This window comes from Mucilaginibacter sp. P2_D11 (assembly GCF_056404435.1).
Map to the genome: position 1 here is coordinate 107,260 of NZ_JBFUEA010000003.1, position 14,414 is coordinate 121,673.

The window sequence follows — 14,414 nt, forward strand, 5'->3', positions numbered from 1 at the left end:
AATATAAAAAAACAACAATACATGCCAAAGCTGGGGGATAAATGCCTTCGGCCCCATGGTATTCAAAGCAATTAAAAACTATGAAAAAATTACTCTTTTTAGCTATTGGCCTGCTTACCATAGCAGCTTCGGCCGATGCGCAGGATGGCCCCCGCCGTTACCCGCGCCGCATAGTAAGGCATTTACCGCGCCAGGGCCAACCGCAGCGCTACCGCCAGCAAGATGATTGGTACAAACCCAAAGTAGGTATTGCAGGCGGCCTCAACATCAGCAATACGGTTGATGCCTACAACGCCGATTTCAGCACCAGCAGCGTAGCCGGTGCGCACGTTGGCTTAACCTTCGAGGTGCCTATCGCTTACCCGCTTTCTTTTGCGCCCGAGTTTTTGTTTTCGCAAAAAGGCTACAAAGCCGAGACGCCAGACGGCACTTTCCGCCAGCACACCAATTTTATTGATATCCCGCTGTTAGCCAAATTGCGCGTAACGCGTGGCTTCAACATTGTGGTTGGTCCGCAGTTGACGTTCCAGACTTCTACACGCAACACCTACGACGACGGCTTCAGCACCATCTATCGTGATAATTACGATGGCCTGCGCGATAAAAGCTACTTATCGGGCGTAATCGGCGTGGGTTTCGACCTTAACCGAAATGCCGAACTCCGTTTCCGCTACGCGCTCGATTTTAACCAGAACCGTGGCGACAATAACGCCGCCATCCCCGACTACCGCAACCAGGTTTTCCAGATCGGCTTAGGGTTTAAGTTCCAGTAATATTACCGCCTCAATTATATAAAAACGGGCCGCCTTTTAATCAGGGCGGCCTTTTTTGTTCTTCCACGTTTAGTTTTTATCGTAATTTTGAAATTAACATATGCCTCAAAACATACACCTATTCGAAACCCGGGCGGTAAATTTCCTCAAGCCATATATGGATAAGGTAACATCGCTGGGCTTCAACGTCACCCTCAGCAATAATGCCCAACTGGAAGGCAACAAGCTTTTTAAAGAGTTTAATGATGCCTATGTGCATTACAGTACAAACCCGCCCGAATTTGAGATAGCCTGTTTTGCCCGTTATTTTGCTATCGCTTCCATGGTTGATAACGATGAGCCTTTTTTGCTGACGGATACCGACGTCTACATCACCCAGGCTTTCAGAGATGTGCAGGGTTACCAATTTAATGGCGCATTCGTGGGCAGCGAAGGTTTCGACCAGAACGGCTCCGTGGGGCAGATATCGCCGCATTGCACTTTTTGGGATAGGGCATTGCTCATGAACTTTATACAGTTCATGCTCACGGTTTATAAGACCGAGCAAGAGACCGGCTTCCTCAAAAACTATTACGAGGCGCAATCGGCAAAGTACCCTGGTTTCTGCATATCGGATATGAACCTGATTTACCTTTGGATACAAGCCAACAAAGTGCCTTATATCAATTCAAATTCCACCCAATTCCCGCTGGGTATAGATCATAACCTCTCTACCCTTTTGTGTGAAGACGATGAGTTTAAACACTTTGCGGGGCGCAAATATTTACAGATACAGGGTGATAAGATTACCTGCTACCTAAAATCGGGCAAAACGCAGGATATGGCGCTGCTGCATTTTCAGGGCTCCTATAAACCCGTGCTGGCGCGTTTTTATATGGGCCGGTATGCCAAATTCATCTATTTTTCGTTAAGGAACAACTACCGGATGAACCGGAAAATATTCAGCAAATAGCTTATGCAAAGCAAAATTACAGGTGGCGAAACAACGCTTTTATTTACGGCAAAAGTGCTTAACAAGCACGATGTGAAATACTACCGCTGCAACCAAACCGGCTTTGTACAAACCGAAGAACCACACTGGCTGCAAGAAGCCTACGCATCCACCATCACGAAGTTGGATGTGGGGCTGGTATCGCGTAATATCCATCTGGCCGATGCCTTCCGCAAGATCATCGGCTCGCATTTCGATAGCAAGGGCTTGTTTTTGGATTATGCCGGGGGCTATGGCCTGTTCACCCGTCTCATGCGCGATAAGGGTTACCGGTTTTACAATACCGATAAGTTTTGCGACAATATTTTTGCGGAGTATTTCGATTTGAAAGGATTGCCTGCGGGCACCAAATTCGAGGCTGTGACTGCCTTTGAGGTTTTTGAGCATCTGCCCGATCCTATAGAAGGCATTAAGGAGATAATGAGTTATGCCGATACCCTGTTTTTTACCACCGAGTTGCAGGATGAGGGCACAAATTTGCAAACCTGGCCTTACCTTTCTACCGAAACCGGGCAGCACGTGGCTTTTTACAATATCGAATCGCTTGGCTATATAGCGGAGCAACTTGGCTATAACTTTTACAGCGACGGTAAGTTCATCCACCTGTTCAGTAAAAAGCCCTTTGGTATTAATCCGCTGGCCCAGCTGCGCGACCCATTCCTGATACGCAAAGCCAAAAAGTTCGTTAAAAAAGCGGAAGAGAAACTATACGGCAAACGCGACAGCCTTACCCTGCCCGACTGGCAATACATTAAAGATAAGCTGAACGGCAAATAGTTCTAATCGGCGTTAAAAGTTTGCATATCTATCAGCTTGCGGTACAGGCCGTTGTTTTGCAGCAATTCGGTATGTGTGCCTTCTTCTATCACCTTGCCGCTTTCTAAAACAATGATCTTATCGGCATTTTGGATGGTGCTTAAACGATGGGCTATGATGAGCGATGTACGGTTCTTCATCAGGTTGTTCAAGGCATCCTGCACCAGTTTTTCCGATTCTGTATCCAGTGCCGAGGTAGCTTCGTCTAACAGCATAATGGGCGGGTTGTTCAACACCGCACGGGCTATGCAAATGCGCTGCCTTTGGCCGCCGGATAGCTTGGCACCCCTGTCGCCCACGTTGGTGTTGTAGCCATGGTCCGTCTCCAGGATAAAGTTATGAGCATTGGCTATGCGCGCGGCGGCTTCTACCTCGCCGGGCTGCACATCTTTTTTACCGAAGGCGATGTTGTTGTAAATGGTATCGTTAAACAGCAGCGATTCCTGGTTCACCACGCCCATTAAGGCGCGCAGCGAATGTGCGGTAACGTTTTTGATGTCTTCGCCATCTACCGTAATGCGGCCCTCCTGCGGGTCCATAAAGCGGGGTATCAGATCCATCATGGTAGATTTTCCACCACCCGATGGGCCAACCAGCGCTACCGATTTCCCTTTGGGGATGGTGATGTTTACATTGGATAAAACTTGTCTTTCCTGGTAGGCGAAAGTCAGGTTCTCGAATTGAATAGCATCATTAAACCCGTTTAAAGCCACGGCATTTTTAGCATCGGTAACTTCGGGTTTTTCGTCTATCAGATCCAGCACGCGCTCGCCGGCTGCTATACCCGAATGGATATTACTGAACGCATCTGTAAGTGCTTTCACGGGCCTTTGCAGTTGCGAAAACAGGGCGATATACGTAATAAATTGTGCCGCTGTTAGTGCAGAATCGTGATGGAAAATCATATAGCCGCCGTAAAGCATGATGAAAGCCACCATGGTAATCGATAGGGATTCGGATACCGGCGAAGCCATCTGCTGGCGTTTGGCAATGGCCTTTGTTATTTTTGAATAACGTTTGTTCTCGTCGTCGAACCGTTCCTTTATAAAATCAGTTGCGTTGAATGCTTTTACGATTTTAATTCCCGACAGGGCCTCATCAAGATAACTAATCATATTACTGTACGATTCCTGGCCGGCAATGGCTTGCGCCTTTAGTCGTTTTACTATCCGCGATATGATAAAACCGGCGATTGGCAAAACCAGCAAGGATATTAAAGTAAGTTTAACAGATATGGCGAACAGGGCTACCAGGAAACCGATAAGCTGCAACGGTTCTTTAAACACTACCTGCAGGGTTGCCGTTACCGAAAATTGCACAACCTGCACATCCGACGATACCTTGGTAATGATGTTCCCTTTACGCTCGTTGTTAAAATAAGCCATGTGCAGGTTCATCACATTATTGAAAACAGCGCGGCGCAAATTTAGTAAGGTGTACACGCGCAGATTTTCCATTATCCGCTGCGAAAAGTAACGGAACAGGTTACCCAAAAATACCGACACTACAATTACTGCACATACGAATTTCAGTGCTGTCCAGCGGTCGTACGCGGTTAGGAAGTATTGCAGGTAATATTTAAACCAACCGGCAAGGTCTAATATCGATGGTTTTTTTAAAACTACGGCCGCGATGTGTTTTACATCGGTGCTGGTATCAAAAAGGGTATTGAGTAAGGGCCCTAGTAAAACTAGTACGCTGGTGCTAAAAACAACATAAAGTAAAGTACATATAAAGTAGGGTACAGCAAATTTCCCGATTGGTTTGGCAAAAGAAAGCAGACGAAAATAGGTCTTCATTAAAATAAAATAGAGGCGCAAAGTTAGCAGTAATTAGCTAATTAGCCGTATGGTGCAATTCAGGGCTGTAGCAAGGGTAGTACTGCTTGCCATGCCATATCAACGGTTACGGCATTGATGCAAGGGAAACGCTCGTTAGGGGCGGTTTGGTATTTGCATATCCAGTTGCAATAGTAGCAGTCCATTTTATGGTAGGCGCAGGCGGGGCCGCCGGGGATATCGGCCGGGTAAGGCACAAACCTGTCGAAATGCCCGCCACCCGTAATGCAAACGGATGGCGTGCCGGTGGCTACGGCCATATGGATGGCACTGCTGTCGTTGGCGATTACTAAGGTAGATACGGAAATTTTCTCTATTAATTGCGGCAAGGTCGTCGTCCCCGTAATGTCAATTACGCCGGTTGACGATGCTTCCTGACAGATGTAGGCGTTGGCTGTTGCCTCATCCGGCCCGCCGGCAATATAGATGGACTCACTGGAATGAAGGCGGATGCGTTTGATGAGTTCTGCGAATTTCTCCAGTTCCCAGCCCCGTTTCTTTTCGCCTGCGCCGGGAAAGATGATGATGCCGCTGCGTGATTGTAGCTGTGCAGGCAGCAGGGGCTTTGATAAACTTATCGACTGCTCCAGCACCTGTTCGAAATAGAAACTATTGCGATGGAATTCGTGGTAAACACCGGCTGGCAGGCGCAATTTCGTGGTATAAAATTTATCGGTTTTGATTTTGTACTTCGCCGGCATGCCCTCAAAATCGCTTTCGAAGCCGATGATTTGCCTGGCGGCGGTAAGTCCGGCCAACCCATCGGGGATAAAGGTGCGCGTGCTGGATGGGTTAAGCACCACCGCATAATTGCGTTTGAACAAAGCCCAGCCCAACTTGAGCAAGGCGCCTGGCTGGTAAGCGATTTTATTGGGACTGATGAAATAAGTACCGTTGAGGTGTTGCCTATCGTAAGCCATTGCCAGGCTTTCCCAGGCTTTGTTGCCCAGCAGGTCTATCTCGCAGTCCTTATACTTTGGTGAGCATTTCACCTTCGCTATAAAATTGCGGAACAGGATATAATCGCCGATGGCATCGGCTTTTACAATGAGCAGCCGCTTGCCGGGTGCAGACCTCAACATCCCCAAAAAACGGAAAAGGTAGGGCAGCTTTAGTAAGATAAAGCGGCTAAGCCTGAATAGATTCCTGTTTTGGGCCATTAATGAATATGGATTGTTTCTGCCATGCCTGCTTTTACGGCTTAAATATTTTACTTTGCGCAAGGAATAGCCACGGGCAAATATAACAGGATTATAACAAGCCATTGAATCATAAACTCAGCATCATCGTAGTTACCTATAATGCCGCAGCCACCCTGCAGGCCTGCCTGGATAGCATCTATGCGCAGAGCTACCCCAATATTGAGCTGGTTATTATCGACGGCAACAGTACCGATGGCACACAGGAAATCTTAAAAGCCAATGCCACCCGCATCACCTTTTGGCTAAGCGAACCCGATAAAGGTATCTATGATGCCATGAACAAAGCCTTGCGACACATCACCGGGCAGTGGGTATATTTTTTGGGTTCGGATGATGTGCTGCTGCCTGCCTTTTCAGATTTTGCCGCCGAATTGAAAGACCCTAATGCCATTTATTACGCCAACGTAATGCATAAAGGCATTAAACGGGCGGGCCGGGTAAGTGCCTATCACATGGCCAAGGTGGGCATCTATCATCAATCCATAATCTACCCCGCATCGGTTTTCAAATCGGCTGGGTACGACACCGGCTACCGCGTTTTTGCCGACTGGGTCTTCAATATGCAATGCTTCGGCAAGGGGTATAATTTTGAATACCGCGATTATATCATAGCTAACTACAGCCACGAAGGCTTATCGTCCCATGCTATCGATGCCGCATTCGAGCAAGATAGATCGGGCCTCATACTGAAAAACTTCGGCTTGAAAATATGGCTGCGGTACCGGTTCAGGTTGCTGAAGGAGAGGCTGCGGAAGTGATGGCGCTTTGCTGCGCTACTGTCTCCAAAGCTTCCTCAAAACGTTCCGACGCAAAATTGCGCTTTAATTGTTCCATATGCGCCCATGCATATTGCAGGCGTGCGCCCGTATCGTTTAAATCTACGCCGCCGATCCACATACGGTTGTTGAATTCCCCGAAATCCGGGCGTTCGTCATCCGGATTAATAGTTGTGCCGGCTTCATGTACAAGCCTCATAAAAAACGTAAAGTAAGAAGTATGCGCTAGCTGCCGCATCAAAAAGAAACGGGCATGCTGGTAAGGAGCGGGCTCCTGGCCGAAATATTGTTTGAGGTATTCCCGCTCCTCCTCAAAACCCGCAACCACGAAATTAGCTACCATTGCCAGGTCGAAATACGGGTCGTTTAAAAAGATGGCTTCCCAATCTACCAGCAAGGGCCGTTCCCCATCGAACAAAATGTTCTCGGGTTTGAGGTCGTTATGGCAGCTTACCCAATCGCTGGTATCGCGGGGGTAAATGCTGCGGAGCCTGGCGTATTGGGCAAACAAATCCTCCGTCAAACCCGCAGGCAAAATCTTCGCATCGCGGAATTTTTGCACGAAACCATCTACTATATCCAGGTAATTGATGCGATAGGGCAGGGCGGGTATGGCATGTAGTCGGCTAAGCAGGGCAGGTACCATTAACCTTGCCTTATCGATAGGGAAGGGCTTCGCATCCACAAAATCCGTGATAGAGATACGGTCGCCCACGTTGGCGTACCAAACCTTCGGGGCAATGCCTATTTCGGCAGCAGCGCGCGTGCAGGTATATTGGGTGGTCGGGTCGGCCATGGCATCGGTGCGGGTGATGATCTTGAGCAGGTAGGGATTACCCTGCACCGTTATTTTGAATACCAGCGCAGTGGAAAGCCCGGCGTTCAATGGCATAATGGCTTCCAAATCACTTACGCCGAATGTGGTTTGCAAGGCATGGGCGAGGGTTGTTTTCTTTGCTTCAGGAATCATAAAATCAAGGTTTAATGGTGAGTTTATGACCAAATATATAAGCGGGTTCTTGCTTTTTATTCGGAAGGGAACTATAAATTTTTAGGCGAAATATATTGAGGGGATGGGCGTTAACCCAATGGGTATGAGGGTGGAACTAACGGATTTATCAAGCTTGACTAGCGTCAGATACTACTTAAGGAATTATATAATATCTTTGTATAAGCACTCATTTTATGGCAACCAATAATGAACCAAACAAGCTGTGCAACTTCACCAATGTTTTAAGTGCCGAGGAACTCGAGGCATTTGAAAAGAATATCGAAGAGGGTTGCGAACAAATAGATAAGGACGATTGGGATAATACCCCTTCATGGCCTATACCCCGTTAGGGGTAACCGCTTTGTAGCCAATAATTAAATATTATTTGTGCGCCGTTAGGTGCTATCCTTCGCCGGTTGGATGGCACCTAACGGCGCAATTTATTTTATCATGATTTTGCTACTACTACAAAGCTGTAGCCCCTAACGGGGCATTGAAGCATCTGCATCCCCTTATGTATTTGTATATTTGTTTGCCATGAAAATCTATCTTGCTTTCCTCCTCCTTTTCCTCTTCTCCTGCAGCCCCAAACCGCAGCGCAACAACGTTAGCATATCTTTAACGCCCAATAAACAATCCCTACAATTCAAGGGCTTCGACCCGGCCGTAGCGGGCGAGATAAGCCGCGATACTATAGGCAACGGCTGGCAAGCGGTGGTGCCGGTTTACCGCATGCCTGCCGATTCGGATCTGTTGAGCTATCAGCCCATACAGCCCGGCAAATACCAGCTGGCCGATAGCGTAGTGGTTTTTACGCCCGATACGCCCTTCGTAAAAGGGCAAACGTATTTCGTGCGGTGGTTCCATTTCGATAAAGGAAAAAAGGCTACTGATTACCTGCGCGGACAGCTGCGCCCCGGGCAAACCCAATTTACCGATTTGATTTTTAAGCAATAAGCATTTGGAATAGAAAAAAATTCGTACATTTGTGTCCGAATTAAAAAAAGAGGGGGCTTTAGTCCCCTCTTTTATTTTATCAATCAAATTATCATTTCAGATAAGCCGAACCGATAATGAATATTGAAAAGAGAGTAACAGAGCTGGTTGAAGAGAAAATTGCCGATATGCCGCACCTGTTTTTGGTGGAGGCAAAGATGCATTCTAACGGCAAGCTGATTGTGTTGGTAGATGGGGATAATGGCATAGGCATTGCCGATTGTGCAGCCATAAGCAGGCACGTGGGTTTCCACCTGGAAGAGGAGAACGTGATTGAACAGGCATACAATTTAGAAGTATCTTCGCCGGGCATCGATACCCCGCTTACCTTGCCAAGGCAGTTCACCAAAAACATTGGCCGCACGCTGGGCATAAAAATGGATGATGGCGCAAAGCGCGAAGGCAAATTGCTGAGCATAGGCGAAGGCAACATTGTAATAGAAGAAACAATAAAAGAAAAAGGGAAAAAGGCTGTGACTGTTGAAAGCACCATCCCTACAGATAAAATAACAGAAACAAAGGTTTTAATATCATTCAAGTAAGAAAATGAGCAATATTAATTTAATTGATTCTTTTCAGGAATTTAAAGATTTCAAGAACATCGATCGCCCAACCATGATGAGCGTACTGGAAGACGTTTTCAGAAGCATGATCAGGAAAAAATACGGCACCGACGAAAACTGCGACGTAATTGTAAACACCGACAATGGTGACTTAGAGATCTGGCGCACGCGTGTTGTGGTTGAAGATGGTTTTAGCGAAGACGACGACCTGGAGGTTGAATTGCTGGAAGCTAAAGCATTTGATGCGGATTTGGAAGTTGGTGATGAGCAGATTGAACAGATTACCTTAGAGAGCTTTGGCCGCCGCGCTATTTTGGCCGCCCGCCAAACTTTGGTATCTAAAATCCTCGAATTAGAGAAAGACGAAATCTTCAAGAAATATAAAGACCGCGTTGGCGAAATAGTAACCGGCGAAGTTTACCAGGTTTGGAAAAAAGAAACTTTGGTTTTGGATGATGAAGGCAACGAGCTTTTATTGCCTAAGACCGAGCAGATACCTGCCGATTACTTCAAAAAAGGCGATAGCGTACGTGCCATCATCAGCAAGGTTGATATGCTGAACAGCAACCCGAAAATTATCATATCGCGCACCGCGCCGGAGTTTTTACAGCGTTTGTTCGAGATGGAAGTGCCGGAGATATTCGACGGTTTGATCACCATCAAGAAAATCGTACGCGAACCGGGCGAAAGGGCGAAAGTTGCCGTAGAAAGTTACGATGATCGTATCGATCCGGTGGGTGCCTGCGTAGGTATGAAAGGATCACGTATCCACGGTATCGTACGCGAACTGAAGAACGAGAACATCGACGTTATCAACTATACCAATAACCTGCAGCTTTATATACAGCGTGCTTTATCGCCCGCCAAAATCACCTCTATTAAATTAGATGATGAGAAGAAGACAGCAGCAGTGTACTTAAAGCCCGATCAGGTATCGCTTGCGATAGGTCGTGGTGGCCATAACATTAAACTGGCAGGTAAATTGACAGGTTATGAAATTGACGTTTACCGCGAGGCCGACGAGCACGACGAGGATGTGGATATCGAAGAATTCTCGGATGAAATTGATAGCTGGATACTTGACGAATTTAAGCGTATAGGCTTAGATACGGCAAAATCGGTACTGGCGCTTTCTGTTGGCGAATTGGTAAAACGTACCGATTTGGAAGAAGAAACCGTAAAAGATGTGTTATCAATTCTGCAGGCAGAGTTTGAATAAACAGAATAAGCAAAATTAAAATCGTATTTTTGCGATAATTAGAGCAGAGAAATAATAATAAATGTCAGAAGACAAATCAATAAAATTAATAAAGGCAGTAAAAGAACTGAACATCGGTATGGGTACCCTTGTCGATTTCTTAGCTACTAAAGGCTACAAGGTGGATAAACACCCCATGGCCAAGCTGGATAACGACATGTACACTACCTTGTTGAAGGAATTTGCTGTCGACAAAATTATTAAGGAAGAGGCCAAGCAGATCAGCATAGGCAAAATCAGGAAAGAAGAGCCAACTGCGGCTCCCGAGAAACCTGTAGAAAGCCGCCGTTCGAGAGATTTCGAGAACGAGGAGATACTGATCAAAAACAACGGGCATTTTTCTTCGCCGCAGGCCGAGAAGCCAAAGCCTGCCGAACCGGCACAACCGAAGGCCGAAGATCGTAGCACCGCAGGCTTGCCTGGGGTTACTGTTGTAGGCAAAATTGACCTGAACAACCTGGGGGCCAAACCAGTTGCCGAAGCGCCAAAAGCGCCCGAGCCGCCAAAAGCACCTGAACCTGTTGTTGAGGCTCCAAAAGCGCCCACTCCCGTTGCAGAGGCACCAAAACCGGTAGTTGAAGCACCAAAACCGATAGTTGAGGAGCCAAAAGCACCCGCTCCTGTGGCAGAGGCACCAAAACCGGTAGTTGAGGCTCCAAAACCTGTAATAGAGGCACCAAAAGCACCTGCTCCTGTTGCAGAAGCACCTGCGCCCGCAGCACCGGTTGCTCCTGCGCCGGCACCTGTGGCTGCAGAGCCCGAAGCAGCGGCAGCAGAAGAAGGCGATGATGTTATCCGCGCAAGCGCCGAGCGCCTTAGCGGTCCGAAAATTATAGGCAAAATTACTTTGCCTGTAAACAACACGCCTAAGCGTGGCGGTCCGGTGGCTTCGTCGTCGAACGCGGCAGGCAACGCAGCAGATCATAAACGTAAACGCAAGCGTAAAGATAGCCAGGGTGGTGGCGGCAACAACACCGGGCAGCAGGCACCGCCAAGCGGCCCTATAAATCCCAACCGCCCCGATTTCCGTAACCGCCCAACAGCTCCTCCGGGAGGCGGGCAAGGCAACCGCCCCGATTTTAGGGGTGGGGGCAACCGCAATGCGCCACCAAGTACAGGGCCTAAGGAAGAACCAACAGAAAAAGATATACAAGACCAGATTAAAGCCACCCTTGCACGTTTAAGCGGGGCAGGTAAATCGGGTAAATTCGCGCAGCGTGCTAAATTCCGCCGCCAAAAACGCGATGATGTTGCTGCAACTGCCGAAGAACTGGCAATGGAGCAGGATGCACAATCTAAAGTATTGAAAGTTACCGAGTTTGTTACGGCAAACGAATTGGCTATCATGATGGATGTATCCGTTACGCAAATTATCTCTACTTGTATGAGTTTGGGGATGTTCGTATCCATCAACCAGCGTTTGGATGCCGAAACTTTAAGCATCGTAGCCGATGAGTTTGGTTTCCAGGTAGAGTTTGTAAAACCACAGGACGAAGAAGCGAACTTAGATACGCCGGACGAGCCGGATCAGCTTTTGCCGCGTGCACCAATCGTGACCATTATGGGCCACGTTGACCACGGTAAAACATCATTGCTCGATTTTATCCGCAAAACCAACGTAATAGGCGGCGAGGCAGGGGGCATAACCCAGCACATTGGCGCTTACGAAGTAACTTTGCCCGATGATAAGAAAATCACCTTCCTGGATACACCGGGCCACGAGGCGTTTACCGCCATGCGTGCAAGGGGTGCACAGGTAACGGATATCGTTATCATTGTGATAGCAGCAGACGATAGCGTGATGCCGCAAACCCGCGAGGCCATAAACCACGCACAGGCTGCAGGCGCACCAATCATCTTCGCGTTCAATAAGATCGACAGGCCGGGTGCCAACTCGGATAAGATCCGTGAGCAACTATCGGCCATGAATATACTGGTAGAAGAATGGGGTGGTAAATACCAAACCCAGGAAATATCTGCCAAAACAGGCTTGAATATCGAACTGTTGTTAGAGAAAGTGTTGCTTGAAGCAGAATTGCTTGAGCTTACCGCCAACCCTAACAAACGTGCCGTGGGTACAGTGATCGAGTCGGCCCTGGATAAAGGCCGTGGTATCGTTACTACTGTATTGGTACAGGCCGGCCGCTTAAAAGTGGGCGACCCAATACTGGCCGGTTGCTACAGCGGGCGTGTAAAAGCTTTAACCAACGAGCGTGGCCAGCGCGTAACTTCGGCAGGGCCTTCAACACCGGTACAGGTACTGGGTATGCAGGGTGCACCAACCGCGGGCGACAGGTTCAACTCGCTGGAAAGCGAAGTAGAAGCACGCGAAATAGCCAACAAGCGTTTGCAATTGCAACGCGAGCAGGGCTTACGTACGCAGAAACACATCACCCTTGATGAAATTGGCCGCCGTTTGGCAGTTGGTAACTTTAAGGAACTTAACATCATTGTTAAGGGCGACGTGGATGGTTCTATCGAGGCATTATCAGATTCGTTGCTGAAACTATCTACCGAGCAGATACAGGTGAACATCATCTCTAAAGCTGTTGGGCAGATATCAGAAAGCGACGTGTTGCTGGCTTCTGCGTCAGATGCGATCATCATCGGTTTCCAGGTACGTCCTTCGGGAAGTGCGCGTAAACTGGCCGAAGCAGAGCAGATCGATATCCGCTTGTACTCTATCATCTACGATGCGATCAATGAGATAAAGGCAGCTATGGAAGGCATGCTTGCACCAACCTTCGAAGAGAAGATTGTTGCGAACGTGGAAATCCGTGATGTGTTCAAGATCAGCAAGGTGGGTACAATCGCAGGTTGTATGGTACTTGATGGTAAAATTACCCGTAACAGCAAGATCCGCATCATCCGCGATGGCGTGGTAGTGCACACCGGCGAACTGGCATCACTGAAACGTTTCAAAGACGATGTGAAAGAAGTTTTAACCGGCTACGAGTGCGGGTTGAACATCAACAACTACAACAACATCGAAGTTGGCGATATAGTAGAAGCATACGAAAACGTAGAGGTAAAGCGCAAGCTGGCTTAAGGGTTTTTGTTTAGATAATTGAAAGGGATGGCCAAAAGCTATCCCTTTTTTGGTTGATGCCCCCGGGTGTTTTGCCACGGCAAACAGAGCTGGAAATTCCTGGAAAGTTATAGCTGAAACAGGTGCGATTTATTAGAAAAAGCTGGAAATTTTTTTCGGTCCGAAAATGTGGTGTTTTGTCAAAAAGGGTCATTCCATGCAAATAAGGCTGTTTTTCGCCGTGCAAGAAAAATGCTACAAAACGCTAGAGAAACTCCGAAAAACACAGAAAAACGCCTATTTTTTGCGGCTATTTTGGGGAATTTAAGCCAGTGGCAGAAACAAAAAAATGGGAGTAAGCGATGTCTGCGGTCGATCCAATTCAATCGATTTTTGCAACATTTCTATAAAATAAAACTGGACAAAAACCGCAGGCCAAAACTCACTAGTCAACCACCGCCCTTATCCGCTCTTCGATTTGTTTTACCAGTTCATCTACCGGGGTTTTGCCGGGTTCTATGGGTTCCAGCACCGTCCAGTTCATGGGGGTGAAGGTATTTAGCGGATACAAGCCATAGCGGCGCATCTTCCACGAATCTTTGATGGCTACAGGCACCAGCAGGGCATCAGGGCAATACTTTAACAGCGCAGCCACACCGGCTGATTGAAAGGTTTTTACCTTTCCATCCTTAGAGCGCGTACCCTCCGGGAATATCATAGCGCTCCATTTATTCTCCTTCATCCGCGTGCCGAATTTTACCAGCTCGGTGATTGATTGGCGCGCGTCTTTCCTGTCGATATTGGCACCGCCGCCAACCTTGAGGTTGTAGGATATAGAGGGTATGCCTTTGGTAAGCTCCACTTTGGAGATAAACTTTGCGTGGTACTTCCGCAGGAAGTAAATCATCGGCGGGATATCAAAGTCACTTTGGTGGTTGGCTATAAAAATGATAGAGCGGCCAAGCGGCAAATTTTGCTTATTGGTGAATTTAACGGGGTTGAACAAAATGTAGTAGGTGCCTACCAGGAAGAAGTTCAGGATATCAACCGAACGCTTATGTGCCTTGTAGCCGCCCAGATTATAGCAAAGCCATTGTATGGGCTGGAAAATAACCAGCATCAGCATAAATGCAATAGTAGCAAGCGGGGACAAAAAATAGCCTAAAAACTTTTTCATTAGCG

Annotated in this window: 13 protein-coding genes; 9 read left to right on the forward strand and 4 right to left on the reverse strand. The window is 47.6% G+C overall.

Annotated elements, in window-relative coordinates; all coding sequences use genetic code 11:
* Positions 1 to 80 precede the first annotated feature (80 nt).
* The 3 genes from AC1DXC_RS05300 to AC1DXC_RS05310 all read left to right on the forward strand — a co-directional run bounded on the left by AC1DXC_RS05300 (position 81) and on the right by AC1DXC_RS05310 (position 2,541).
* Positions 81 to 773 (forward strand): porin family protein, encoded by a 693-nt coding sequence (locus AC1DXC_RS05300; protein ID WP_477458097.1) that lies wholly within the window; start codon positions 81 to 83, stop codon positions 771 to 773.
* A gap of 100 nt (positions 774 to 873) precedes the next feature.
* Positions 874 to 1,725, forward strand: coding sequence for a hypothetical protein (locus tag AC1DXC_RS05305; RefSeq protein ID WP_477458098.1), 852 nt, complete (start codon positions 874 to 876; stop codon positions 1,723 to 1,725).
* Positions 1,726 to 1,728: 3 nt separating this feature from the next.
* On the forward strand, positions 1,729 to 2,541 hold the full coding sequence (locus tag AC1DXC_RS05310; protein WP_477458099.1) for a class I SAM-dependent methyltransferase: 813 nt from the start codon (positions 1,729 to 1,731) through the stop codon (positions 2,539 to 2,541).
* Between the two features lie 2 nt (positions 2,542 to 2,543).
* On the opposite strand, the gene AC1DXC_RS05315 is transcribed toward AC1DXC_RS05310, so the two are convergent.
* Both AC1DXC_RS05315 and AC1DXC_RS05320 read right to left on the reverse strand, forming a co-directional pair.
* Positions 2,544 to 4,379: an ABC transporter ATP-binding protein gene (locus AC1DXC_RS05315; RefSeq protein WP_477458100.1), complete on the reverse strand. Its 1,836-nt coding sequence runs from the start codon at positions 4,377 to 4,379 to the stop codon at positions 2,544 to 2,546.
* A gap of 59 nt (positions 4,380 to 4,438) precedes the next feature.
* Positions 4,439 to 5,578, reverse strand: a complete 1,140-nt coding sequence (locus AC1DXC_RS05320) for a glycosyltransferase family 9 protein (RefSeq protein ID WP_477458101.1) — start codon at positions 5,576 to 5,578, stop codon at positions 4,439 to 4,441.
* Between the two features lie 104 nt (positions 5,579 to 5,682).
* Here AC1DXC_RS05320 and AC1DXC_RS05325 point away from each other — a divergent pair, with 104 nt between their 5' ends.
* Positions 5,683 to 6,378, forward strand: a complete 696-nt coding sequence (locus AC1DXC_RS05325; protein ID WP_477458102.1) for a glycosyltransferase family 2 protein — start codon at positions 5,683 to 5,685, stop codon at positions 6,376 to 6,378.
* On the opposite strand, the gene AC1DXC_RS05330 is transcribed toward AC1DXC_RS05325, so the two are convergent.
* Complete coding sequence (locus tag AC1DXC_RS05330) at positions 6,347 to 7,366, reverse strand: phosphotransferase (RefSeq protein ID WP_477458103.1); 1,020 nt, start codon at positions 7,364 to 7,366, stop codon at positions 6,347 to 6,349. The genes AC1DXC_RS05325 and AC1DXC_RS05330 overlap by 32 nt on opposite strands.
* Before the next feature lie 215 nt (positions 7,367 to 7,581).
* Between AC1DXC_RS05330 and AC1DXC_RS05335 the strand changes: the two genes are divergently transcribed.
* From AC1DXC_RS05335 to infB, 5 genes are all read left to right on the forward strand, one after another.
* On the forward strand, positions 7,582 to 7,737 hold the full coding sequence (locus tag AC1DXC_RS05335; protein WP_477458104.1) for a hypothetical protein: 156 nt from the start codon (positions 7,582 to 7,584) through the stop codon (positions 7,735 to 7,737).
* A gap of 187 nt (positions 7,738 to 7,924) precedes the next feature.
* A complete protein-coding gene (locus AC1DXC_RS05340) occupies positions 7,925 to 8,344 on the forward strand; it encodes a hypothetical protein (protein WP_477458105.1) in 420 nt (139 codons plus the stop codon).
* A 116-nt stretch (positions 8,345 to 8,460) separates the two neighbouring features.
* Positions 8,461 to 8,925, forward strand: a complete 465-nt coding sequence (gene rimP, locus AC1DXC_RS05345) for a ribosome assembly cofactor RimP (RefSeq protein WP_477458106.1) — start codon at positions 8,461 to 8,463, stop codon at positions 8,923 to 8,925.
* A gap of 4 nt (positions 8,926 to 8,929) precedes the next feature.
* Positions 8,930 to 10,165 carry a transcription termination factor NusA gene (gene nusA / locus AC1DXC_RS05350; protein WP_133235950.1) on the forward strand — a complete coding sequence of 412 codons (1,236 nt, stop codon included), beginning with the start codon at positions 8,930 to 8,932 and terminating at the stop codon, positions 10,163 to 10,165.
* A gap of 61 nt (positions 10,166 to 10,226) precedes the next feature.
* Entirely contained in the window at positions 10,227 to 13,253 is a 3,027-nt protein-coding gene (gene infB / locus AC1DXC_RS05355) for a translation initiation factor IF-2 (protein ID WP_477458107.1), read from the forward strand.
* 424 nt (positions 13,254 to 13,677) lie between these two features.
* Here infB and AC1DXC_RS05360 read toward each other — a convergent pair whose 3' ends face one another.
* Positions 13,678 to 14,409, reverse strand: a complete 732-nt coding sequence (locus AC1DXC_RS05360) for a lysophospholipid acyltransferase family protein (RefSeq protein WP_477458108.1) — start codon at positions 14,407 to 14,409, stop codon at positions 13,678 to 13,680.
* Positions 14,410 to 14,414: the final 5 nt, after the last annotated feature.